Origin of the sequence: Vibrio sp. 1F279 (assembly GCF_041439815.1) — a bacterium.
GTDB lineage: Bacteria > Pseudomonadota > Gammaproteobacteria > Enterobacterales > Vibrionaceae > Vibrio > Vibrio tasmaniensis_A.
In genome coordinates, this window is record NZ_JBGOOU010000021.1 from 39,895 (window position 1) to 62,208 (window position 22,314).

The 22,314-nt window shown below is 43.5% G+C and carries 19 protein-coding genes; 8 read left to right on the top strand and 11 right to left on the bottom strand.

Going from position 1 to position 22,314, the window contains the following annotated elements; genetic code table 11:
* Positions 1-118 precede the first annotated feature (118 nt).
* Positions 119-1,324 carry a multidrug efflux MFS transporter EmrD gene (gene emrD, locus ACED60_RS15535; protein ID WP_371727937.1) on the bottom strand — a complete coding sequence of 402 codons (1,206 nt, stop codon included), beginning with the start codon at positions 1,322-1,324 and terminating at the stop codon, positions 119-121.
* A 512-nt stretch (positions 1,325-1,836) separates the two neighbouring features.
* On the opposite strand from emrD, the gene ACED60_RS15540 reads away from it, so the two are divergent.
* Entirely contained in the window at positions 1,837-3,954 is a 2,118-nt protein-coding gene (locus ACED60_RS15540) for a methyl-accepting chemotaxis protein (RefSeq protein ID WP_017097702.1), read from the top strand.
* A 144-nt stretch (positions 3,955-4,098) separates the two neighbouring features.
* On the opposite strand, the gene ACED60_RS15545 is transcribed toward ACED60_RS15540, so the two are convergent.
* The 5 genes from ACED60_RS15545 to dinG all read right to left on the bottom strand — a co-directional run bounded on the left by ACED60_RS15545 (position 4,099) and on the right by dinG (position 8,998).
* Positions 4,099-5,232, bottom strand: a complete 1,134-nt coding sequence (locus ACED60_RS15545) for a JmjC domain-containing protein (protein WP_371727938.1) — start codon at positions 5,230-5,232, stop codon at positions 4,099-4,101.
* Positions 5,233-5,282: 50 nt separating this feature from the next.
* Positions 5,283-5,453 carry a pleiotropic regulatory protein RsmS gene (rsmS, locus tag ACED60_RS15550; RefSeq protein WP_009846328.1) on the bottom strand — a complete coding sequence of 57 codons (171 nt, stop codon included), beginning with the start codon at positions 5,451-5,453 and terminating at the stop codon, positions 5,283-5,285.
* Positions 5,443-5,991, bottom strand: coding sequence for a primosomal replication protein (locus tag ACED60_RS15555; RefSeq protein WP_009846329.1), 549 nt, complete (start codon positions 5,989-5,991; stop codon positions 5,443-5,445). The genes rsmS and ACED60_RS15555 overlap by 11 nt, the downstream gene beginning before the upstream one ends.
* Before the next feature lie 23 nt (positions 5,992-6,014).
* Positions 6,015-6,794 (bottom strand): TSUP family transporter, encoded by a 780-nt coding sequence (locus ACED60_RS15560; protein WP_009846330.1) that lies wholly within the window; start codon positions 6,792-6,794, stop codon positions 6,015-6,017.
* Positions 6,795-6,922: 128 nt separating this feature from the next.
* Positions 6,923-8,998 carry an ATP-dependent DNA helicase DinG gene (gene dinG, locus ACED60_RS15565; protein WP_122053536.1) on the bottom strand — a complete coding sequence of 692 codons (2,076 nt, stop codon included), beginning with the start codon at positions 8,996-8,998 and terminating at the stop codon, positions 6,923-6,925.
* Positions 8,999-9,511: 513 nt separating this feature from the next.
* On the opposite strand from dinG, the gene ACED60_RS15570 reads away from it, so the two are divergent.
* Together ACED60_RS15570 and ACED60_RS15575 are read left to right on the top strand one after the other, a co-directional pair.
* Positions 9,512-10,480 carry a porin gene (locus ACED60_RS15570; protein WP_371727939.1) on the top strand — a complete coding sequence of 323 codons (969 nt, stop codon included), beginning with the start codon at positions 9,512-9,514 and terminating at the stop codon, positions 10,478-10,480.
* Between the two features lie 94 nt (positions 10,481-10,574).
* Entirely contained in the window at positions 10,575-11,237 is a 663-nt protein-coding gene (locus ACED60_RS15575) for a DUF2057 domain-containing protein (RefSeq protein ID WP_009846333.1), read from the top strand.
* Between the two features lie 98 nt (positions 11,238-11,335).
* Here the strand turns inward: ACED60_RS15575 and ACED60_RS15580 are convergent, their stop codons facing one another.
* Positions 11,336-12,064: a pseudouridine synthase gene (locus tag ACED60_RS15580; protein WP_280603841.1), complete on the bottom strand. Its 729-nt coding sequence runs from the start codon at positions 12,062-12,064 to the stop codon at positions 11,336-11,338.
* A gap of 339 nt (positions 12,065-12,403) precedes the next feature.
* Between ACED60_RS15580 and ACED60_RS15585 the strand changes: the two genes are divergently transcribed.
* Complete coding sequence (locus ACED60_RS15585) at positions 12,404-14,629, top strand: NADP-dependent isocitrate dehydrogenase (RefSeq protein ID WP_009846335.1); 2,226 nt, start codon at positions 12,404-12,406, stop codon at positions 14,627-14,629.
* A 348-nt stretch (positions 14,630-14,977) separates the two neighbouring features.
* On the opposite strand, the gene cspD is transcribed toward ACED60_RS15585, so the two are convergent.
* Complete coding sequence (cspD, locus tag ACED60_RS15590; protein ID WP_009846336.1) at positions 14,978-15,199, bottom strand: cold shock domain-containing protein CspD; 222 nt, start codon at positions 15,197-15,199, stop codon at positions 14,978-14,980.
* A 589-nt stretch (positions 15,200-15,788) separates the two neighbouring features.
* Between cspD and clpS the strand changes: the two genes are divergently transcribed.
* The gene (gene clpS, locus ACED60_RS15595) at positions 15,789-16,109 is read left to right on the top strand and encodes an ATP-dependent Clp protease adapter ClpS (RefSeq protein ID WP_009846337.1); all 321 of its coding nucleotides are present in this window, start codon (positions 15,789-15,791) and stop codon (positions 16,107-16,109) included.
* 39 nt (positions 16,110-16,148) lie between these two features.
* On the top strand, positions 16,149-18,422 hold the full coding sequence (gene clpA / locus ACED60_RS15600; protein WP_012603605.1) for an ATP-dependent Clp protease ATP-binding subunit ClpA: 2,274 nt from the start codon (positions 16,149-16,151) through the stop codon (positions 18,420-18,422).
* A 231-nt stretch (positions 18,423-18,653) separates the two neighbouring features.
* Here the strand turns inward: clpA and infA are convergent, their stop codons facing one another.
* From infA to aat, 3 genes are all read right to left on the bottom strand, one after another.
* Positions 18,654-18,872 carry a translation initiation factor IF-1 gene (gene infA, locus ACED60_RS15605; RefSeq protein WP_001040192.1) on the bottom strand — a complete coding sequence of 73 codons (219 nt, stop codon included), beginning with the start codon at positions 18,870-18,872 and terminating at the stop codon, positions 18,654-18,656.
* A gap of 81 nt (positions 18,873-18,953) precedes the next feature.
* Complete coding sequence (locus ACED60_RS15610; protein WP_029223914.1) at positions 18,954-19,652, bottom strand: arginyltransferase; 699 nt, start codon at positions 19,650-19,652, stop codon at positions 18,954-18,956.
* Positions 19,652-20,362 (bottom strand): leucyl/phenylalanyl-tRNA--protein transferase, encoded by a 711-nt coding sequence (gene aat / locus ACED60_RS15615; protein WP_009846342.1) that lies wholly within the window; start codon positions 20,360-20,362, stop codon positions 19,652-19,654. The genes ACED60_RS15610 and aat overlap by 1 nt, the downstream gene beginning before the upstream one ends.
* A 53-nt stretch (positions 20,363-20,415) precedes the next feature.
* Here aat and ACED60_RS15620 point away from each other — a divergent pair, with 53 nt between their 5' ends.
* Both ACED60_RS15620 and aroA read left to right on the top strand, forming a co-directional pair.
* Positions 20,416-20,871 (top strand): glycine zipper 2TM domain-containing protein, encoded by a 456-nt coding sequence (locus tag ACED60_RS15620; protein WP_009846343.1) that lies wholly within the window; start codon positions 20,416-20,418, stop codon positions 20,869-20,871.
* 162 nt (positions 20,872-21,033) lie between these two features.
* Positions 21,034-22,314, top strand: a complete 1,281-nt coding sequence (gene aroA, locus ACED60_RS15625) for a 3-phosphoshikimate 1-carboxyvinyltransferase (protein WP_017097711.1) — start codon at positions 21,034-21,036, stop codon at positions 22,312-22,314.

Sequence of the window (22,314 nt, forward strand, 5' to 3'; positions counted from 1 at the left end):
TCAAAGTAATGTTTAATGGAATCGATGGTAGATGTGAGCTGGGGGAAACGTGCAATGAAAAAGGGACACACTTTTCAGTCTGTCCCTCTTCGTTGTTTGAGCTGAGGTAGAGTTTACTTTAGATAGCCAATGGCATTTCGTTTGAATGGTCAGGTTTACGATTAACCCAACGTAAACCAAGCATGGCGATGAATGACATTGCAATCATCAAGCAACCGAGCGGAAGTTGGTCTTGAGCTGGGAAGAACGAGGCCAGTAGTGTTGCGATGCCAGCACCTAGATTTTGCATACCACCCAAAATTGCACCTCCAGTACCTGCGTGGTACGGGAATGGCGAAAGCGCCCCTGTTGTTGCCGCCGGGAATAAGAGACCAGCGCCCAAAAAGTAAATCGTAGCACCACCGATCAAAGTTAATGCTGTTGTTTGACTAAATAGACCTGGTATCAACACCACGGTAGACCCTACCAAGATAGCAACTAGTCCAACATTCAGAGCGCGGCGCTCACTGCTACGTTGTGCGATGTAACTGGATAGGCCAGCACCGACTAAGTAACCTGGAATGGGTAATACAAACAACAAGCTTACTGTGGTTGCTGGCAAGCCAAGTACTCCGCCAAGTAATACACCTGCCGCAGCTTCAAATACCGCTACACCTGCAAATGTTGCGACCAATACCAATAAGAAACCTTGGAAACGTTTGTCAGATAGAACGAACTTGTAGCTGTTGGCAACCGATTCATGTTTGCGTCGTTCTTTTGGCAGAGTTTCCATCATGCTCGTCATCATGGTGAGCACCACTGCGATACCAAACAGCGCCAGGAACAAGTAGCTAGAACGCCAACCGAAAGCTTCTGTTAAGTACCCACCTAATACAGGAGCCATCAATGGTGAGAAAATCACACACATGCTAATTAAGCTGTTTGCGCGGTGCAGTTCTGCGCCTTCAAAACAGTCGCGAGTCAATGTACGAGACATCGCACCACCACAACCGATGCCCAAACCTTGTATAAAGCTACCTGCTAAGAACCATTCATATTCGTGAGCAAACAATGCCACCAAAGTACCGATGATGTAGATGATCAAACCGACAACGATGATTGGTTTGCGACCTAGGCGATCAGAAAGTGGACCGTATGCAAATTGCGACAGACCATAAGGGATCAGGTAGCACGCCATCACAGCTTGAAGCGAAGATGCTGAAACCAAGAACTCACCCGCCATATGACCGATAGAAGGCACGTACATCGTTTGAGTCATTTGACCCACGGCAGTCAGAATAGCGATTAAAAAGGTAAGTTTCGCTAATGGAAACGTGGCGGACATTTGCGTATCTCTCCAAAAATTAGGACGTAAAAAGCCTTGGCGTTCCATTAAGGAGAGCCAAATAAGTAAAGTAACCTGGGAATCTAGGCGCGAGATATTAGAGATTGAGCGTCTACTTAGCAACCAAAAAGTGTGAAGTTGATCAAGATAAAAATCTATAGCTTGGATTATAAAAACTAATCCGATTTTATTGGGGTTATAAAATAATAAGGAGTCATTGGCTTCCTTAAAATGTTGCATTACTCTGAATCAATTTGCGTTATTCATGACCGGAAGCGTAGGCACAAAGAAGCCTAAGTCTGACAAGCTGAAAGCTCTTGAAATCAAAGCAATAACAGACAAAGTACACGATTTATTAACATTTCTATAAACTTTCGTTTTATATGCACGTAATTTGTGCTGTAATTATCCGCTAAGCTATTCGTCTAACTCATTCACATTGTGCATAGCAGTTTGTTACTAATGTGATGGTTACGGTTATGGAAGTCTTTTGGCTTAAATAAGGATATTAAATGCGCTCTCTATCAGTACAGTGGAAAATAACCCTCTTAGCAGGTTGTTGTTTAATCATTACGTCACTGTCTCTCATTGGTTTCTCGATCTACAACGCGACGAGCAATCAACAGGTCATAAAATCTCAAAGCTCAGAATCGGTGATTAACAAAACTCAACAGTTGTTGGCATCCGTTTCTCAGCTTAATGCTCAGGAAACTCAACGTTATGTCGATGAAGCTATTTATCGAGCAGAAATGTTGGCTTCTAGTGCTCAGTTTCTAAAGAACAACGCAGACGAAAACTTTACCCCAAGTGAAGAGCTTCGTACTGCGTTAGATGAAATGGTTCGTCGTTCTGTTTTGAACTTTGATTCTATTCAAGGAGCTTACCTAGTCTTCAAGCCCGATTTACTTGATGCTGAAGATGCGAATTATGTCGATGCGGATTATGTCGGCTCGAATGAAAGAGGGCGTTTTGCTCCTTATTGGAAGGTCGCAGATAATGGCGAGAACGTTCTTCCAAACGTGTTATCAGAATCAACATTGAGTGATAACAGCAATAGCGAACGCTTTTTCTGTCCTTTGTCATCTGGCCAAACGTGTATTAGTACGCCAAGAGTTGTGAGTAGCGGTGGTCAAGAACTGCTTACGTCTTCGATTTCGGTGCCTATCATCGTTGATGATGTGGCGATTGGTTTCTTGGGCATCGACTTAAGGCTCGATGGTTTGACCAATGTTGTCACTCAATCGGATCAAAGCTTGTTTGAAGGTGCAGGCGCGGTTTACGTCGTGAGTTTAGATGGTTCCGTTATCGCTTCTGATGATCAAAGTATTGCGGTTGGTTCGAGTTTTCAAAGCAACAATACAAGTAGCGATCTAATGACGGACTTTATCTTTGGTGGTGAAGTCACGACTCAATGGAGTGAGAATGGTGAGTGGTTACTCGCATTTGCACCTGTTGTTGCCGCCAACCAAACTTGGGGTGTGCTGTTTGAGATTCCAAGAGAGAGTGTGGTTGCTGACGCGAATCAATTGGATGCCATTATTAGTACTAAGCTAAGTGAAGGTATTAAGACTGAAGTGATTGCGGGTATTAGCTTTATTCTTTTCGGTCTAGCGATCATCGCTTTTGCTTCACTGTCCATTGTTAAGCCTATTCGACAGGTGGTTGAGAGACTGAACGATATTGCTTCTGGTGAAGGTGATTTAACGCAACGCTTGGAAGTGAAATCTCAAGACGAAATTGGTCAGTTGTCACAAGGGTTTAACCTGTTCTTAGACAAGCTTCAACACACTATTAAAGAGGTGATTCAGACCACTGAGCAAGTGGCGAGCACGACAAGTCAAGCGAAGGCCTCTGCATCAAGCACTCGTGAAAGTAGTGAGTCTCAGTTTAAAGAAGTAGATCTTGTGGCGACCGCGGCAGAAGAGATGACTCAGACTTCGGGCTTAGTGGTACAAAATGCTGAAATAGCTGTTGATGCGGCTTGCGAGGCAAATCGTTCTGCTCAGCAAGGCCAACAGGTTATCGAGCTTTCTGCCGGTGAAATGAGAAAGCTGGTGGATCGTATGTCGAGTGCCGTGCCTATTGTTGAAGAGTTGGCTAAAAATAACGGTAACATCACTGAGATCTTAAGTGTGATTGAAGGGATCTCTGAGCAAACCAACTTACTGGCATTGAATGCCGCGATTGAAGCGGCTCGTGCAGGTGAGCAAGGTCGAGGTTTTGCCGTCGTTGCTGATGAGGTAAGAAATCTCGCAAGCCGCACACAGTCATCGGTTGGTGAAATCAGAGCGGTGATCGACAAAGTCCACGCGGGCACTCAAGATGTCGTTGAAGCGATACAAGAAGGTAATATTCTCGCTAACGACACGGCATTACATGTTCAAAAAGCGGTCGAAGATCTGGGTTCGATCTTTACTTCTATAGAAGCGATCAGTGATATGAACAACCAGATCGTGAGAGCGGCAGAAGAGCAACAATCGGTTTCCGGTGAAGTGAACCAAAGTGTCGTTAATATCCGTGATTTGAGTGCGAAGATCTTGGATCAAGCCGCAGCTTCTGAACAAGTGGGTAGCGAAATTGACCAACTGTCCCAACAGCAGCAGAAATTGGTTAATCAGTTCAAGGTTTAGTCTAGTTGTTCACTGTATAGCTTTTAAGCTTAGTTAACAATTGAATAGAAAAAGGGACAAATGAAAATTTCATTTGTCCCTTTTATTTTTCTTGGGTTCTAACGCTCTAGGGCTTGGCGATATCCGCGAAACCGATTAACGAAGTTAGTCTTCGATAAACCAGTAACCTTTATTCACCAATTCCGTCACGACGGTTACACCTGAAGGAGAAAGATTAGTTGTTGAGTTAATTACCGAATTATCACACAGTACGTTTAGTAGCGAAGAATCAGCCTGTTCAACTTTAACGACTTCTCCATTGATGTAAGCTGTGTTGCTTTCATTCTCATGGTATAGCGCCTTTAATCCCGATACTCGACAGATCTCGCCTTCTGACTCTAAGTGTTGGGCGATCTCTTCTTCTGTCCATAATGGATCAGGAGCGACGATATCTAGCTGGTGGCGTGATTGGCTTAGCAGACACCCCATGAATTCACTGATGGTTTCAGGTTGCTCTAGTGCAGATTTCAACATGTCAGTGAGATTGCTTAAATCCGATGAACGAATTTTGCCGTAGCCTTCTTGCGTTTTGAACTCTGGATCATGCAGGTGAACATCACCCATATCATGAGCAAGTACAAAGTCGGCAAAGTTGCTGATCAGCTCTTGTTCTTTAGGGGAGCGGTAGCCAATAGAGTAGCTCATTGACGGCTCTAAAGTGTTCCCTTCATGCGGGAAACCTGGTGGGATATAAAGGATATCGCCTGGCTCTAAAGTTTCATCAATGATCGGGTCAAAACCTTTGATTTGACGAAGTGCAGAAGCTTGAACGGTCTCTTTGTATTGGCCAATATCTTTTGCGCCGACTTTCCACTGGCGTTTACCTTGGCCTTGAATGATGAATACATCGTATTGATCAATATGGGGGCCTACGCCACCTTCTGGTGCTGAATAGCAGATCATTAGATCGTCGAATAACCAGTTTGGTAACGCTTGGAACGCTTCAGTCAGCTGATTGGCACCCTGATGCCAGTGGTTAGCCGCTTGAACGATCAATTGCCAATGTGTTTCAGTGAGTTCGCCAAATTTCTCTTCTGAGAATGGACCATGTTCTGCAGTCCATTGATTGTCGAGGTTAGAGACAAAGCGAGAATCCACTTCTTCTTCCATCGATAAACCAGCAAGTTCTTCCGGCGAAATTGGGTCGACGAAGTTTTGGAAGCCACCTTTCAAGATGGTTGGTTTTTTATGCCAGTAGTTTTCAAGAAATTCGGGCATAGAAAAGCTAAGTTGGTACATGTGAATCCTGTATGTTTTTATGCTAGATGCTAGATGCTAGATGCTAGATGCTAGATGCTAGATGCTAGTTTGGCTTGTAAATCTTGTTGGACAATCTTAATTGCTTCTAACGCAACCTTTGGGTCGATTTCGTTGCTTTCGAGCAGATAGATCAGGTCGACAGCTAACTTAACTTCTTCTGGGGCGTTATCCAGTGGTGATGATGGGTTATCAGTGTTCATTTCGCTTGGGGTTCTCTAAGTTAATCAGTCTTTCAATATTTTTCATTGAGTCTTCGCAGCGTTCTAATCGTTCTTTTGCTAATTGCCAAGCCTCGTCCGCTTTTTTCTTACTGTGGCGAGGCGCAGAATCAAACGCTAACTTGCGTACTCGTACTAAATCGACCAGTCGCTTTTGCCAATCCTGGTGCTGAGCGAGTTCGTTGTATAGGTCGTTAAGGTTTTTTCCTGACTTACTTTTTCGATCTAACCTTAAATCATGGTTGGCTAGTTCTCTTTGGATTGCAGCTATCTGATTAGTGAGTTTTTCTGTCAGGTAGTTGGCCCGAGAAGCAGTAAGTTGGTTTGTCGCTTGTTCTCGAACAATAGTGTTGTACGTTGCCTGAGTTTCGAGTGCGTAGGGCAGTAAAATAGAAGAGCTGCACTTAAACAAGGTTCTATCGAACAAGGCTTGATGATAAGCCCCTCGAGATTTATCAACCTGCGAGCAATGGCCAATTAAGGTATCAATGACGCTTTTTAATTTAGAGAAATGATTCATTTTACTTACCTTGGGCGACTGGGCTATAAGGTTACAAACCACGCTTCGTAAGCCAGCTTAATCGCAAGTACGCTTACAACAGTAACAAAAACAGGTCGTATAAATGTAGCACCGAAACGAATAGCAGAATGTGCCCCAACAAATGCTCCAGCCATCAAACAAAGACCCATAGTTAAACCAAGAACCCAATCAATATGACCAAGAATTGCGAAGGTAACCAAAGACGTAAAGTTACTGGTAAAGTTCATGGCTTTAGATAGACCTGAAGCAAGTAAGATATTGAGACGATAAAGCGCCATCGAGCTCACAGTCCAAAAAGCGCCGGTTCCTGGGCCTGCAACACCATCATAAAAGCCGAGAATGAATCCTTGGTACTTTTGCTTTCTCTTGAGTACCGGGCACGGTTTAGGAGACACATTATGGCTCACATCTGGAGTCTTATGAAAAATGGTATAGACCGCTGCTGCAAGAATGACTAGCGGTAATACCTTCTCTAACCACTCTGTGCTTATGGCATCAACAGTCAGGGTGCCGATTGTTGCACCTATTAAAGTAGATATGAAAGCATTGACCCAACATTCAGGTTTGAACAGCTTCTTGCGATAGTAAGTAAAAGCGGCTGTTGATGAGGCGAATGTTGCGGCCAGCTTATTAGTACCGAGTGCAATGTGTGGTGGTAAACCAAGCGATAGCAAAGCTGGTACAGTTAACATTCCTCCGCCACCGGCGACAGCATCAATAAAGCCTGCAGCAAATGCAACCAAGGCAAGTATGACCAACATGGTTGGCTCAATCATTTCCATAAATAGCTAGTGTTCTCGTTATCGGCTGTTCGGGCAGCCACATGAAGAATCGAGGGATTAGTCATGCTGGGTTGTGAATGCAAGGGCCTAGCGATGGCAGGCCCATAACTACCACGAGGGTAGAAAAATTAGTATTTTATTGTTCTTTTAAAAGGCGGTAGCGAATCGAGTAGGGACTTTCCGTATCGCTTCGTGACTATGCGTCTATCAAGGATCGTGACTTTACCAGAATCTCGTTCTTTACGCAGTAATCTACCCACAGATTGAATAAGCTTTTTACTCGCTTCTGGAACAGTAATCTGCATAAACGGATTACCGCCACGAGATTCAATATATTCTGAATGTGCCCGCTCTACAGGTGAGGTAGGAACACCAAAAGGAATCTTGGTAATAACAAGGTTTTCAAGCAGCTCGCCAGGTAGATCAAGACCTTCAGAAAAGCTACCCGTTCCAAAAAGAACGCTTGTTTTACCTTGGTCTATGAGCTTTTTATGTTTTTTTAGGATTTCAGTTCGTGAGGTATCCCCCTGAACCTGTAACGCCCACGACTTTTTAACGAAATCTGTTGCCAAAGCTTCTGCCACTTGGTTCATTTGCCAATAAGAAGAGAATAGAATGAGATTGGCTTTGTTGTCTTCTATTACCTTAGGCAAAATTTCAATAAGATATTCGGTAAACTGAGGTGCTTGTGGTTCGTACTTCATTGCAGGTACCACTAATTCAGCTTGGTTCTGATAATCAAACGGCGATGCCAAAGCAAGAAATTGTACGCCATCTTCTGCTTTTTGGCTGATACCTGATTGATGACAAAAAAAGCTGAAAGAGTTGAGTGCTCTCATGGTCGCAGATACTAACACTGCACCAACACAACGACTCCAAATCTGTTGGTCCAGTTGCCAACCGACTTCTAATGGTGAGACATTAACAACAAAGTCCCCCTCGCTTTCTTTGCTTAATTCAAGCCAGCGAGCCAAAGGCGCCCCTTTTTCTCTCTTAGGTTCAGCCATTAATCGCCAAACTTGAGCAAGGTTTTCTGTTCTTTGTATATAAAAGCCAATTTCGGCAAGCGCAGGCTCTGCAAGCTTTGCTGAAAGCTCTCCGTCTTTAACTCGTTCTGCAATCAAGTCTGCAATTTTTGCTACGGCTTGGCTCGCCTTTTGCGTTAATTGTTTGAGATCTTTCGATTCACTTTCTAACCATTCAGGTAAGTCGCCATGCTCGAAGCGATACAAGCCATCTTCAAAGTGGTTAGCGTCAAACTGTTTGCTCATTTGAGTCAGAGTCGGGATCAGTTGTTGTACTGAGTCTTGCAACTCATTTCTAAATCTATGAACACGTTTCTCGTCTGCTAGCCCTGAAAGCTTAGTGATCGATTGATTCAAACGCTCTAACCAAGAGGCCGCACCTTTTAAGCTTGCGGCAGCAGAGGAGTGATCTCTTGCTACGTGTGGCAAGTGGTGAGCTTCATCAAATATATAGATGCTATTTTCTGGTTCTGGCAGTATCACACCGCCGCCTAGGTCCGCATCAGCCATAACCAAACTGTGATTGGCGATAATAACGTCTGCTTTATCTAGCTCTGAGCGCGCTTTTTGGAAAGGGCAGTCTCTGTGCGTAGGCATACTGTTGTTACAGCTGTGCTTATCACTGACGATCATCTGCCAAATCATGTTGTCGATAGGTTTTGGCCACGAATCACGGTCGCCATCCCATTTACCTTGGGTTAGGCTGCGGTACATGGTTTGGAGTTGTTCGATGTCTTTCTTTTTTGGTTTGGACTCGAACATGGCCATTTGACCACCATCAACCCCACACGCAGCGGCCAACTTCTCTGTACAACAATAACGCTGCCTTCCTTTCGCTAAGATGAAAGAAAACTCTCTATCAGTAAGTCGTCTATATAGAGGGAGATCTTTATTGACGAGCTGTTCTTGTAGCGCAACGGTCGCTGTTGAAATGACGATTTTTCGATTATTGAGCACGGCGACAGGAATTGTTGCCATTAAATAAGCCAGTGACTTCCCGATCCCGGTACCAGCTTCAGCAACAATCATGCGATTACTTTTGTGATATTGACCACAAAGTGTCTTCGCTATTTCTGCAACAAGGTAATTTTGAGCACGTCGAGGTACAAAGTTATCCAACTGATCTTGGAGGTTTTGATAACTGGTGCGTATAGAATTTTGAATTTTAGTAGTTAGCATACTGTGACCTACGTAACGGAGCGAGGATAGTAGCACATATCACTAGTCGGTACATTTACCGCAAAATAGCTTGCTTTTGAATCAAAGGTAGATCTCGTTCACAAAAAAAAACTGAACCTTCAGGAACTTAACGATTTTATTTATGTTACGAAATATATATATTAAAAAATCGCACGATGCAGGCGTTAAGTTCTGTGAATGGCGATTTAAACCTAAGTGAGTGGAGTATTATACTGAATTGTTCTTTATTTGGGCTATTATATTTCCCTTTAAATTTAAGGGTAAGTTGCTCGTAAAATGATGAAAAAAAATGTAAACCTATGATTTTTATGTATTTTTGTTTTTTTTAGGTTTGTTTTTAGTTTATTTGACACGCAGGATAATCTTTTGCAATCTAGACCACGAAATTTAGTGGCGGTGATTAACTACCAAAGAGTAGTAATGACCAGTCATAAAAAATAAAAGGGAACCGGGCAAGGATCTCCCATTCTTAGAAAAGGCAGTGGATTTATTATGAAAAAGACTCTATTAGCTCTAGCAGTTATGACAGCAGCTGGTTCTGCAAACGCAGCAATCGAAATTTACAACCAAGACGGCGTTTCTGTTGACCTTAAAGGCGACATCGAAGTTGTATACAGCAACGAGTACAAAAAAGGTTCTTCAATGGAACAAAAAATCGAAGATGCTGACTTCGGTTTTGATATCAAGTACATGGTAAACGAAGAGTGGAAAGTAGGCGCTTACTGGGAATTCAACGGTTCTGAGAACGCAAATGCTGAAAAAACTCGTAACGGTGATACATACGTAGCAGCATACAACGATACTCTAGGTTCAATTAAGTTTGGTCGCCTATGTACTGCTGTTGATGATCTAGGCATTGGTAAAGATGAAGCTTACGGCATCTCTACACTTCTAGATAATGCAACTAACGAGTGTGCTGACGAAGCTGTTCGTTACGACTACGACAATGGTGCTCTTTACGCAACTCTAGGTTACGTACAAGACAAAGTAAGTGGCGCAAACAACAAAGAAGAGAAAGGTAAAGATACTGAGTACTTCGACGCTCGTATGGGTTACCGTTTTGCTGATTTTGATATTTCTGCTTTCGTTGCTGATTTCGACACAAACGTGGCAAAAGGCGATCACCAAGGTTACGGTGCTGAACTAGTATTCTCTGGTATCGAGAACGTTTACCTATCTACAGCATACTACGGTGTAAACTCTGATACAGCGAACGATGACAACGCAACAATCGCATTTGCTGCGGGTTACACTATGGGTCTTTGGGGCTTCAACACTGGTTACTCAATCGGTGACCACGATGTAGATCTTAAAGACGAAGATCGTTGGTTCGTTAACTCTACTTACGCAATCGCACCTAACACTAAAGTGTACGCGGAAGTTGGTGGTATCGATTCAGATGATAAAGCTACATACAAAGCTGATAACGGTCTAGCAATTGGTGTTGAAGCATCATTCTAATGACCTCGTAATCGAGTTTTAGAAAAAAAGCCACCTTAGGGTGGCTTTTTTGTTAGTATAAAGAGTAGTTTATTCGATTTGAAAGAGAGACATGATGAAGAAAGCATTACTAGTTTTAGGTTTATTTACAACTGTTATTGGCAGTGTAAGTGCGGCAACCCTAACGCCTCAGAAAGGCGTATCTATCCTATACATTAATGGTCAAGCAGCTCCGAATAAAATCAGTGAAAATCAGATTAATGAAGGTTTTAACCAGGTTTTAGTTCGCTTTGATAAAAAATTTGGTAACAGCGGTGTTTACTCTTCGGCACCTTATGTATTGAATTTTGATGTTACTGGTGAAGAGGTTGAAATTAAGGCTCCAAAAGTACGTAGCTATATGGAAGCGGAGAAGACCTTTGAAGCTGTGAATCCATCATGGGTAGTTTTTCAGGATGATGTGACTGTTAAATATCAGCAAGATGTTATTGAACGCAAACCCGGTTTTGCGCCATTTGGCGGGCTAGAGTCTCGACTGGCTGAGTACAATGCAAGTAAGGCAGTCTATTTTAAAGATGGCGTGTTACTTGATAAGCCAGCTGAAGCGGTAGTATTAACTTCTGTGGTAGATAATACGACAGCACAGACAAGCGGCAAAGCTCAGAAACCAGTGAAACTGGCTGAGACTCAGAATATTGAGCAATTGCAGGCTTGGTACATCAAAGCTTCTAAGCAAGAACGTAAAGAATTCCGTAAATGGATGATTGACCAAGAGTAATCAATCTTCATCTACAAAAAAAGCGAGACTAATAAGAGTCTCGCTTTTGCTATATTAGTACTTTTTCTGTATCGATACTTTTTCTGTATCAGTAACAGCTAAATCTCTTTCCATTCACCTGGCTGAAGCTGACCCACATCCATATTGCCCATTGAGTAGCGGATTAGACGCAGGGTAGGGAAGCCTATGTTTGCCGTCATTCGTCTTACCTGACGGTTACGTCCTTCGATGATGGTAATCGCTAACCATGTTGTTGGTATCGCCGCTCTGAAGCGCACAGGAGGAGTTCTTTCCCAAACCTGAGGTTCTTGCATCACTTCTACTTCTGCAGGCAATGTCATACCATCTTTTAGCTCAACACCTTTTCTCAATTTATCTAAATCTTTCTCAGAAGGCGCACCTTCAACCTGTACCCAGTAAGTCTTGGTCGATTTTGAGTTCGGCTGAGTCAACTTAGCTTGAAAGATGCCATCATTGGTCAAGACCAATAAACCTTCACTATCTCGATCTAAGCGACCAGCAGCATAAACATCTTTTACGGGAATAAAATCCGCTAGCGTTTTTCTACCTTCGCCATCAGTGAACTGGCTGAGAGTATCAAAAGGTTTGTTGAATAGAATCACTTTGCGATCTTCGGGCGCTACCTTAGGCTTTGCGTTGGTAGGTTTGCCTTTATATCGGTGTTTGCTGGAGTGCGGTTTTTTGTGTGAACTGCCAGTGTCATTTTTGCCACTGTGTTGATTCTGTCTATTACCGCTTTGTTTTAATGTGGTACCAGAACGAGCCGGTTTGTCTGAACGAGATGCGCTGCGTGAGCGAGTAGACATGTTAACTACCTTGCAAAAATGTAAACGAAGTGTGCCGAAAAGTTTTCATAGAAACGGAATTGAGCTATCATTTGCGCGCCTAAAAGACACAAAATAGAACAAGTTGATGGACTCTTAAGCCTGATTTGTTTAATTATACCTTCGTGTTTTATTATAACTGGCTCTTTTATTAAAACAATGCACTCACGGATTTGGCTCATGCTGTCATCAAGATTGCATGAAAAATAAGATAGAGTACGACTATCGAGTAAGCAGTTTTCACTCTCAGAGTGGCTTACTGGTCAATTTATAACACTCTCACTGCTTTAAGTGAGCTTGTAAGAACTATAGGGAAATTTCATGCCTACTGAAAAACCAACGATCATCTATACCATTACTGATGAAGCTCCGGCGCTAGCAACTTACTCTCTGCTGCCTATCATTCAATCTTTTACGGCTTCTTCTGGTATTAACGTTGATACTCGCGACATTTCACTTGCAGGGCGCATTATTGCCAACTTCCCTGACTACCTGAACGAAGAGCAACGTATTGGTGATGCATTAGCAGAATTAGGTGAGTTAGCTAAGACACCTGAAGCGAACATCATCAAGCTTCCAAATATCTCTGCATCTGTTCCTCAACTTCAAGCAACAATCAAAGAGCTTCAGTCAAAAGGTTACGCACTTCCTAATTACCCAGAAGAAGCAAACACTGACGAAGAGAAAGCCGTTAAAGCGACTTACGATAAAATCAAAGGCAGTGCTGTAAACCCTGTGTTACGTGAAGGTAACTCGGATCGCCGTGCTCCACTTTCTGTTAAAAACTACGCGAAGAAGAACCCACACTCAATGGGTGCTTGGTCTGCGGATTCTAAGTCGCACGTTTCAAGTATGGACGACAAAGACTTCTTCGGCAGCGAAAAGTCAGTAACAATTGAAGGTGCTACAGAAGTTAGCATTGAATTCGTTGGTAAAGATGGTGCGAAGAAAACTCTGAAGCCCGCTTTTGCATTGCAAGATAAAGAGATCATTGATGCGTCAGTGATGAACAAGGCCGCTTTGGTTGCGTTCTTCGAGAAAGAGATCGCATCAGCTAAAGAGCAAGGTGTACTGCTTTCTCTTCACATGAAAGCGACGATGATGAAAGTATCTGACCCTGTGATCTTTGGTCATGCAGTTAAGGTTTACTACAAAGACGTATTCGCTAAGCACGGTCAACTGTTTGAAGAGCTTGGTGTTGATGTAAACAACGGCATCGGCGATGTATACGCAAAAATTGCTGCGCTTCCTCAAGAGCAGAAAGAAGCGATTGAAGCTGACCTACAAGCGGTATACGAGACTCAACCACCACTAGCGATGGTTGATTCGGATCGCGGCATTACTAACCTACACGTTCCAAGCGACATCATTGTTGATGCATCTATGCCTGCAATGCTGCGTTCTTCAGGTCAAATGTGGGATCCAGAAGGTAAGCAAAAAGACACGAAAGCTATGATTCCTGATCGCAGCTACGCAAGCATCTACCAAGCAGTTATTGATTTCTGCAAAGAGAATGGTGCTTTCGATCCAACAACAATGGGTAGTGTACCAAACGTTGGCTTGATGGCTCAAAAAGCCGAAGAGTACGGTTCTCACGATAAGACTTTTATCCTTGAAGCTGCTGGTCAGGTTCAAGTTGTTGACGCTTCAGGCGTTGTGCTTCTAGAGCAAGACGTAGAGGAAGGTGATATCTTCCGTATGTGTCAGGTTAAAGATGCACCGATTCAAGACTGGGTTAAGCTAGCGGTAACTCGTGCTCGTGCTTCGGGTGTTCCTGCAGTATTCTGGCTAGACGCGTCTCGCGCGCATGATGCTCAGCTTATTAAGAAAGTTGACGCTTACCTTCCTGAATATGATACCGATGGTCTTGAAATTAAGATCCTTGCTCCTTTAGAAGCAACTCAGTACTCACTGGTTCGTATCAAAGAAGGCCTAGATACTATTTCGGTTACAGGTAACGTATTACGTGATTACCTAACGGATTTGTTCCCGATTCTAGAGCTTGGTACGTCAGCTAAAATGCTATCGATTGTTCCACTTATGAACGGTGGCGGCCTGTTTGAAACAGGTGCTGGCGGTTCTGCGCCTAAGCATGTTCAACAAGTAGAGAAAGAAAACCACCTGCGTTGGGACTCTCTTGGTGAGTTCTTGGCACTAGCGGCATCTCTAGAGCACCTAAGCGTAGTAACGGGGAATGCTAAGGCACAAGTTCTCGCTGACGCGCTTGATAAAGCGACGGGTGAATTCCTAGATAACAACAAGTCTCCTTCACGTCGAGTGGGTGAGCTTGATAACCGTGGTAGCCACTACTACCTTGCAGCATACTGGGCGAAAGCGCTGGCTGAGCAAACGGTTGACGCTGACCTTGCTGCTGAGTTCGCAGGTGTTGCAACTCAATTGGCTGAAAGTGAAGAAGCTATTGTTGCTGAGCTGAATAACGCTCAAGGTCCAGCTGGCGACTTAGGCGGTTATTACCTACTTGATGATGCATTGGTTTCATCACTAATGCGCCCAAGCTCAACGCTAAACGCATTTATTGACGCATAGTGATTGGACTCATCGTTAGTAAGTCATGAACATGATTTACTAACGAGTTGCTTGGTCTGGCAGTTAAGTCACAGATAAAGTCAAAACGAAAGACGCTTTAATGATAACGTTAAAGCGTCTTTTTTTATTCATAATGCTTCCTAGACCTAGACCTAGACCTAGACCTAGACCTAGACCTGCTAAAGGGATCTCTCGGACGATTTGTACTGGTGAATAGCTTTTAGCTCTCAGATCGAAAAACCGCCCATTTAAGCCTGTATTACAGGTATGAAATGAGCGGTTTCAATGTTCTGCTTACCTGACAGTCGTTTATTAAGACTGATAGAGGTCTACATGTTTGGCAATCGCCTATTTTACGGCGCTGCCTTCTACAGGAACAACGGAGCTAGCATGGGAGCCTTTAGGTCCACTTTCTACTTCATAATCGACCTGTTGACCTGCCTTTAAGGTTCGATAACCTTCCATTTGTATTGTGGAGTAGTGCGCGAAAATATCGCCATCTTCACCTTCTGGACAAATAAAACCAAACCCTTTGGCATTGTTAAACCATTTTACTGTACCTGTAGCCATGCTATACATCCCTCATGCATTTTGTTACTAACGTTGTTATATCAAATCAATGTAAGTTCGATTGATATTATTCCTATCAACTAAACAATTTCAGCTGATAGCTTGAATCTCATACATTGCTTACGGAAATTAACGCTACCCTGCGTAATTATTCCTTATTATAAATTTTTAACGCTTATTACTAGGTTTAGAATCGTGTTACGAAGTTGTATCAGAAAAACCTTTTAGCTCCAATGTAGCTAATGATTGAGTACAGTCAATAGCAAATTGGTATAAAAATGATCAATTTTAATAACAAATCACATTCGAGATTGGCTGCATACTATTAACTAAATAGTAACTTAACGACGATCTTATCGTCACCATCAATAGTTGTGGTGTCTTTTTAATCAATCACATATGTTAATCCTGTTAATCGAGATCTTTTATTTGCAGCGATGGAAATGGTGGATTAGGCTCAGTATAGAGGAATATTTTTTGGTACTGTTTCTTGGTGCAGTTTCTTAGTACACCGTAATGCGTGAATGTGGTAAATTTGAGTTAACTAAACATTCACTACTTCCGAAAAATAACCCTTAGCAAAGCTAATATGAGCAGAAACTTTGAATGGGCATCTCCAGGCTCAGATTTACTGGAGAAAGAGAGAACGAAAGTAAAGCCACCGGCAATGTATAACGTTGTATTACATAACGATGACTACACGCCCATGGACTTTGTAATCGAGATCCTAGAGCGATTTTTCTCACTAGATATCGAAAAAGCAACGGAAGTGATGCTCAAGGTTCATTATGAAGGTAAAGCTATTTGTGGCACATACAGTGCTGAAATAGCGGAAACAAAGGTAGCGCAGGTAACGATGTACTCAAAGGAAAATGAGCATCCGCTACTATGTACAATGGAGCAAGTGTAAATTGCTCGAACAACACTGTTGTTCCCTTAGGAGGTACTTATGCTAAATAAAGAATTAGAGACGAGTTTAAATGGCGCATTTTCTCGTGCGCGAGACAAGCGACATGAATTCATGACTGTCGAACACCTCCTACTAGCATTATTAGAAAATGATGCGGCCAAGGAAGCGCTCCAAGCTTGTCAGGCTGATCTCGATGCTCTTCGCAATGAGCTCGATATTTTTATCGACCAAACGACCCCACTCATCCCTGAAAGCGACGAGACTCGTGAAACCCAGCCCACGCTGAGCTTTCAACGAGTACTTCAGCGCGCTGTTTTTCATGTTCAATCTTCAGGTCGCAGCGAAGTAACAGGTGCAAATGTACTTGTGGCTATTTTTAGTGAGCAAGAATCTCACGCGGCATATCTTCTTAAGAAAAACGACATCAGCCGCTTAGACATAGTGAATTTTATTTCACACGGTATTACCAAAGGCAGCAATGAAGGCGATAGCGGTTCATCTCCTGATTCATTTGGTGGTGCAGAGAATGCCGAAGAAGCTAACTCAGAAGATCGTCTAGAAAATTTTGCGACCAACCTTAACGAAGTAGCGAAGCAAGGTAACATTGACCCACTCATCGGTCGTGACAAAGAGCTAGAACGTACCGTTCAAGTTCTGTGTCGTCGTCGTAAGAACAACCCTCTATTAGTGGGAGAGGCGGGTGTGGGTAAAACTGCTATCGCTGAAGGTCTTGCATGGCGCATCGTTGAAGGCCAAGTCCCTGAAATCATTCAGAGCAGCGTGATTTACTCTTTGGATATTGGTTCATTGCTTGCGGGAACGAAATATCGTGGTGACTTTGAGAAGCGCTTTAAAGCGATTCTGAAGCAACTCGAGAAAGAAGAAGACGCTATCCTGTTCATCGATGAGATCCATACCATTATTGGTGCGGGTGCAGCATCGGGTGGTCAGGTGGATGCGGCAAACCTAATTAAACCGCTATTAAGCAGCGGTAAATTACGTTGTATTGGCTCAACCACTTACCAAGAGTACAGCAGTATTTTTGAGAAGGAGCGTGCTTTATCTCGTCGCTTCCAGAAAATCGATATTGTTGAACCATCGCTAGATGATACAACCAAAATTCTGATTGGCTTGAAGCCAAAATACGAAGCTCACCACGAAGTACGTTACACCAACAAAGCGTTACGTGCCGCTGTGGAGTTGTCTGCTAAGTATATTAATGAACGTCACCTTCCAGATAAGGCGATTGACGTTATTGATGAAGCGGGTGCTCGTAGTCGTTTGGCGCCTGCAAGTCGTCGTAAGAAAACGGTAAGCGTGGCTGATATTGAGTCAATGGTTGCGAAAATGGCGCGTATTCCTGAGAAGTCAGTATCGTCTTCAGACAAAGATACGCTGCAGAAACTGGATGACCGCATGAAAATGTTGGTATTCGGACAAGACCCAGCGATCGATGTATTGAGCGAAGCGATCAAGCTAACTCGTGCAGGGTTGGGAGCAGACAATAAACCTGTTGGTTCATTCTTGTTTGCTGGCCCTACTGGTGTCGGTAAAACAGAGGTGACTGTTCAACTGTCTAAATTGATGGGTATTGAGCTTCTGCGCTTTGATATGTCTGAGTACGGCGAGCGTCACTCGGTAAGCCGCTTGATCGGTGCGCCTCCTGGTTATGTTGGTTATGATCAAGGTGGTCTGCTAACCGATGCTGTTATCAAGAACCCACACTCTGTTGTGCTACTTGATGAGATCGAGAAGGCACACCCAGATATCTTTAACTTGTTATTACAGGTGATGGACAACGGTACGCTAACCGACAACAACGGTCGCAAAGCAGATTTCCGCAATGTGATCCTAGTGATGACGACCAACGCTGGTGTTGCAGAAACCGAGAAGAAATCGATCGGTTTGATCCAACAAGATCATGCGCCAGACGCAATGAGTGAAATCAAGAAGGTATTTACTCCTGAGTTCCGTAACCGTCTTGATAATATCATCTGGTTCAACAGCCTTGATCCAAGTGTGATCAGTCAAGTTGTTGATAAGTTCATTGTTGAGCTTCAGGTCCAACTGGACGCTCGTGGTGTATCTTTAGAGGTTTCTGAGGATGCTCGTCATTGGTTAGCTGAAAGAGGCTATGACAAGACCATGGGCGCTCGTCCGATGGGACGTGTGATTCAAGAGAAGCTTAAAAAGCCTCTTGCTAATGAGTTGCTGTTCGGAAGTTTGGTTGACGGCGGTACGGTTAAAGTATCTCTGAAAAAAGACGAACTGGATTTCATCTATGTTGGTGCGAAAGAAGAGGTTATGCATTAGGCATACTTCTTAAACACTAACGGCTTATAAAGAGCACTGAGTACAGTTAATCACGATATTAAACGCATGACTTTGGTTGTGCGTTTTTTTATGCTTGCTAGATGCTAGATGCTAGATGCTAGATGCTAGATGCTAGATGCTAGGTTGGTGTTGTTGGAGTGGTAAAAAGTTCAGGCGATAAAAAACGGAGCCTTGAGGGCTCCGCTTCTTATCGTATTCGGTAATTAAAAATTAACGAGCACGGAAGACGATGCGGCCTTTAGAAAGGTCGTATGGAGTCATCTCAACAGTTACTTTATCACCAGTAAGAATACGGATGTAGTTCTTACGCATTTTACCAGAGATGTGTGCTGTCACTACGTGACCGTTTTCAAGCTCAACACGGAACATTGTGTTTGGTAGAGTATCAAGGACAGTGCCTTGCATCTCGATTACGTCTTCTTTAGCCATCTAATCCTCTTTCGAAATTTGGCGGTTTTCAACGGCTTGATTGTGCCGTTAAAATCAAAATATGTAAAGTTGTCGCGTATTCTACCCTCGCCACCGCTGATTTACTAGCCTTTGATGACGTTGAAATCGTACTTTATAGTTCATCGCAGGGCATTCATCGATTTGATAACCCAAATATAACCATTGTTTTTGTTCTTTCTGGGCATGTTGGATCTGGAATAGAACGCCAAGAGTTCCCATGGAAATGTCGATATCAGGGTCGAAGAAGGTATAAAACGCGCTCGTACAGTGAGACATGATGTCTGTAACGGCAATGCCGACTAACTGCCCCTCATCATAGATGTGCATGAACTTTGTAGCAAGCCATTCATTTTTAGAGAAATGCAGAAACTCTTCTTTCTTCGGTGGATACATGGTTCCCGAACGGTGGCGAGCGGTTATATAGCGGCTATACAAGTCAAACCAGTTGTCATCCATTTCATCTTTCAGCTCCCAACGCAGCGCTTTGGCCTTGTTGAGTATTCGTCGTTGGCTCTTGGAAAACTTGACCTCGGGAATCGACAGTCGAATCGCTTGGCACGATGAGCAATTATCGCAATGTGGTTTATAAATGGTTGTTCCACTGCGGCGAAATCCATTCGCAAGCAGAACTTCATAGTTATCTGCGGTGTGCATGTGTTCATCAAGCGTGACTGCCACTCTTTCTTCGAGGTGGGGTAAGTAACTGCAAGCGTGATTGTCTGTTAATCCAATTCTGATTTGTTGTAAATCTGGATTCATTAAGGCATTTCCTTTAGCCATTGTTTTTTAAAACATGCATCGTTAACGGACGTTTCTTTGAGTAATCGAAGAGAACTCAGGAATTCATCCCTATCAACCTCGATAGCGCCCAAGGATTCCAAGTGTGGGTTCATGACTTGGCAATCAATGAGTTGTCCGCCGAATTGTGTAAAGTGCTCGCAAAAGTACCATAGCGCAATTTTAGAGGCATTAGTCTTCAGGCTGAACATCGATTCACCGCAAAAGACTTGGCCTCTTTGTAAGCCGTAAAGTCCGCCGATCAGTTCATCATCTTGCCAAACCTCAACCGAGTGGCAGAAACCTAATGAAGCGAGTTTGCGGTAGGCTGACTGCATGTCGCTGTTTAGCCAGGTTTCTTCTTTGGGCCTTAGTGAAGAGCAATAACCAATTACTTTGTCCGTCGCTTGGTTGATGCTGACTCGGTAATTGTGCTTTCTTTGAAACTTTTTAAGACTTTTTGACGGTTCGAATGTCTTAGGATTAAATACCGCTCGCGGTGCAGGGCTCCACCAAAGTATAGGCTCACCTGGGCCATACCATGGAAATATACCTTGGCTATAAGCGTTCAGAATTCGTATGGGTGACAAATCACCACCGAACGCGAGTAGACCGTTGGGTTCATCAAGCGCGTCGAAGGGCGAAGGAAACTCTATACTAGTAGTATCAAGTTCGGTTAGGTATATAGTCATAAGTACCGCATTACAGATTAATCACTGACCAAGAGGTCTTTAGGAGTTTTACCATGAAGAAGTTGCTTTGGATTTTACTTGTTTTGCCCATGTTGGCAAATGCAGCTTACAACAGAAACCAAGCCAGACCAGTGAATGAGGTCGTTTACGGTGAGGTTGATACGGTCAGGTACATTACCCAACAGGAGATCGTAGAGTCGAAAGCGAATGGTTGGGAAACCTTGTTGGGTGCGGCAATTGGTGGTTTGGTTGGTAATCAGTTTGGTGGCGGCACAGGTAAAGAAGTCGCAACGGCGGTTGGTGCTGTAGCGGGGGCGGGGATCGCTCGTAATCGCGGCAATACGCAATATCGGGTGGAATATAAACTCGTTGAATTATTGGTTAAAACCAAGGATGACAATCTGGTTAACATCATTCAAGACGTTGACAATTCGATGTTGTTCAATAGAGGTGATGATGTGCGGATTCTCTATTTTTCAGATGGCGTTCGAGTTGATCTAGTGTACTAGTATACAAATGTGTTTGGTTGGCTAATTAATCGCCTTTATTGAGGGGATTAGCTCTGGAGTTCGTCGGAAAAGTTCGTTAGTCTGCAAGTACGAAGAATTATTCATCACCCGAAAATAAATACGCGCCAGTGACTTCGGGTGGTACAAGGACTATAAGAACTAATGGAAAGCCTTACGTTACAACCAATTCAGAAAGTGAGCGGGGAAGTTAACCTACCTGGCTCAAAAAGTGTTTCTAATCGTGCGCTTCTTTTGGCTGCACTTTCAACGGGAACAACTCGCCTAACAAACTTACTAGACAGTGATGACATTCGTCATATGTTGAATGCATTAACACAGTTAGGTGTTGATTATCAGTTGTCTGCAGACAAAACAGTTTGTGAAGTGACAGGTGTTGGTGGTGCATTCTCAAGTGACAAAGCCCTAGAGCTTTTCTTAGGTAACGCGGGTACAGCAATGCGTCCATTGGCTGCTGCACTTTGTTTAGGTCGCGGTGAATACGTTCTTACTGGTGAGCCACGTATGAAAGAGCGTCCAATTGGTCACTTAGTGACTGCTCTGCAAGAGGCCGGCGCCAACGTCGAATACTTAGAGAACGAAAATTACCCACCGCTGAAGATCACGGGTACTGGGCTAAAGAGTGGTACAGTTTCTATCGATGGTTCTATCTCTAGTCAATTCTTGACGGCATTTTTGATGGCTGCACCTTTAGCTGAAGGCGAAGTGACCATCAAAATCGAAGGTGAATTGGTTTCTAAGCCTTACATCGATATTACGCTGCATATCATGAAGCAATTTGGTGTGGATGTTATCAACAATGACTACCAAGAATTTGTGATTCCAACTGGGCAATCTTACATAGCACCCGGTGATTTCTTGGTTGAAGGTGATGCATCATCTGCGTCATATTTCCTTGCAGCCGCTGCTATCAAAGGTGGCGAGATTAAAGTGACAGGTATTGGCAAAAACAGTATCCAAGGTGATATCCAATTCGCTGATGCACTTGAGAAAATGGGTGCTGAAATCGAGTGGGGTGATGACTACGTTATCTCTCGTTGTGGTGAGCTAAAAGGCATTGATATGGACTATAACCATATTCCAGATGCGGCGATGACAATTGCGACAACGGCTCTGTTTGCTAAAGGAACAACCGCAATCCGCAATGTTTACAACTGGCGTGTGAAAGAGACGGATCGCTTAGCGGCAATGGCAACAGAACTACGTAAAGTAGGCGCTGAGGTGGAAGAGGGTGAAGACTACATCATTGTTAACCCTGTGGCTGAACTGACGCACGCGGCGATTGATACTTACGATGATCACCGCATGGCGATGTGTTTCTCATTGGTTGCTTTGAGTGACACCCCGGTGACGATCAATGATCCAGGTTGTACATCCAAGACATTCCCTGACTACTTCGATAAGCTGAAAATGCTGAGTCTATAA

Coding starts and splice junctions, on each gene's coding strand:
- clpA (WP_012603605.1), top strand. CDS start 16,149: ATGCTAAATAAAGAATTAGAGACGAGTTTAAATGGCGCATTTTCTCGT.
- emrD (WP_371727937.1), bottom strand. CDS start 1,324: ATGTCCGCCACGTTTCCATTAGCGAAACTTACCTTTTTAATCGCTATT.
- rsmS (WP_009846328.1), bottom strand. CDS start 5,453: ATGAACACTGATAACCCATCATCACCACTGGATAACGCCCCAGAAGAA.
- dinG (WP_122053536.1), bottom strand. CDS start 8,998: ATGCTAACTACTAAAATTCAAAATTCTATACGCACCAGTTATCAAAAC.
- infA (WP_001040192.1), bottom strand. CDS start 18,872: ATGGCTAAAGAAGACGTAATCGAGATGCAAGGCACTGTCCTTGATACT.
- ACED60_RS15585 (WP_009846335.1), top strand. CDS start 12,404: ATGCCTACTGAAAAACCAACGATCATCTATACCATTACTGATGAAGCT.
- ACED60_RS15545 (WP_371727938.1), bottom strand. CDS start 5,232: ATGTACCAACTTAGCTTTTCTATGCCCGAATTTCTTGAAAACTACTGG.
- ACED60_RS15575 (WP_009846333.1), top strand. CDS start 10,575: ATGAAGAAAGCATTACTAGTTTTAGGTTTATTTACAACTGTTATTGGC.
- ACED60_RS15610 (WP_029223914.1), bottom strand. CDS start 19,652: ATGAATCCAGATTTACAACAAATCAGAATTGGATTAACAGACAATCAC.
- cspD (WP_009846336.1), bottom strand. CDS start 15,199: ATGGCTACAGGTACAGTAAAATGGTTTAACAATGCCAAAGGGTTTGGT.
- ACED60_RS15540 (WP_017097702.1), top strand. CDS start 1,837: ATGCGCTCTCTATCAGTACAGTGGAAAATAACCCTCTTAGCAGGTTGT.
- ACED60_RS15580 (WP_280603841.1), bottom strand. CDS start 12,064: ATGTCTACTCGCTCACGCAGCGCATCTCGTTCAGACAAACCGGCTCGT.
- ACED60_RS15570 (WP_371727939.1), top strand. CDS start 9,512: ATGAAAAAGACTCTATTAGCTCTAGCAGTTATGACAGCAGCTGGTTCT.
- aroA (WP_017097711.1), top strand. CDS start 21,034: ATGGAAAGCCTTACGTTACAACCAATTCAGAAAGTGAGCGGGGAAGTT.
- ACED60_RS15555 (WP_009846329.1), bottom strand. CDS start 5,991: ATGAATCATTTCTCTAAATTAAAAAGCGTCATTGATACCTTAATTGGC.
- ACED60_RS15620 (WP_009846343.1), top strand. CDS start 20,416: ATGAAGAAGTTGCTTTGGATTTTACTTGTTTTGCCCATGTTGGCAAAT.
- aat (WP_009846342.1), bottom strand. CDS start 20,362: ATGACTATATACCTAACCGAACTTGATACTACTAGTATAGAGTTTCCT.
- ACED60_RS15560 (WP_009846330.1), bottom strand. CDS start 6,794: ATGGAAATGATTGAGCCAACCATGTTGGTCATACTTGCCTTGGTTGCA.
- clpS (WP_009846337.1), top strand. CDS start 15,789: ATGAGCAGAAACTTTGAATGGGCATCTCCAGGCTCAGATTTACTGGAG.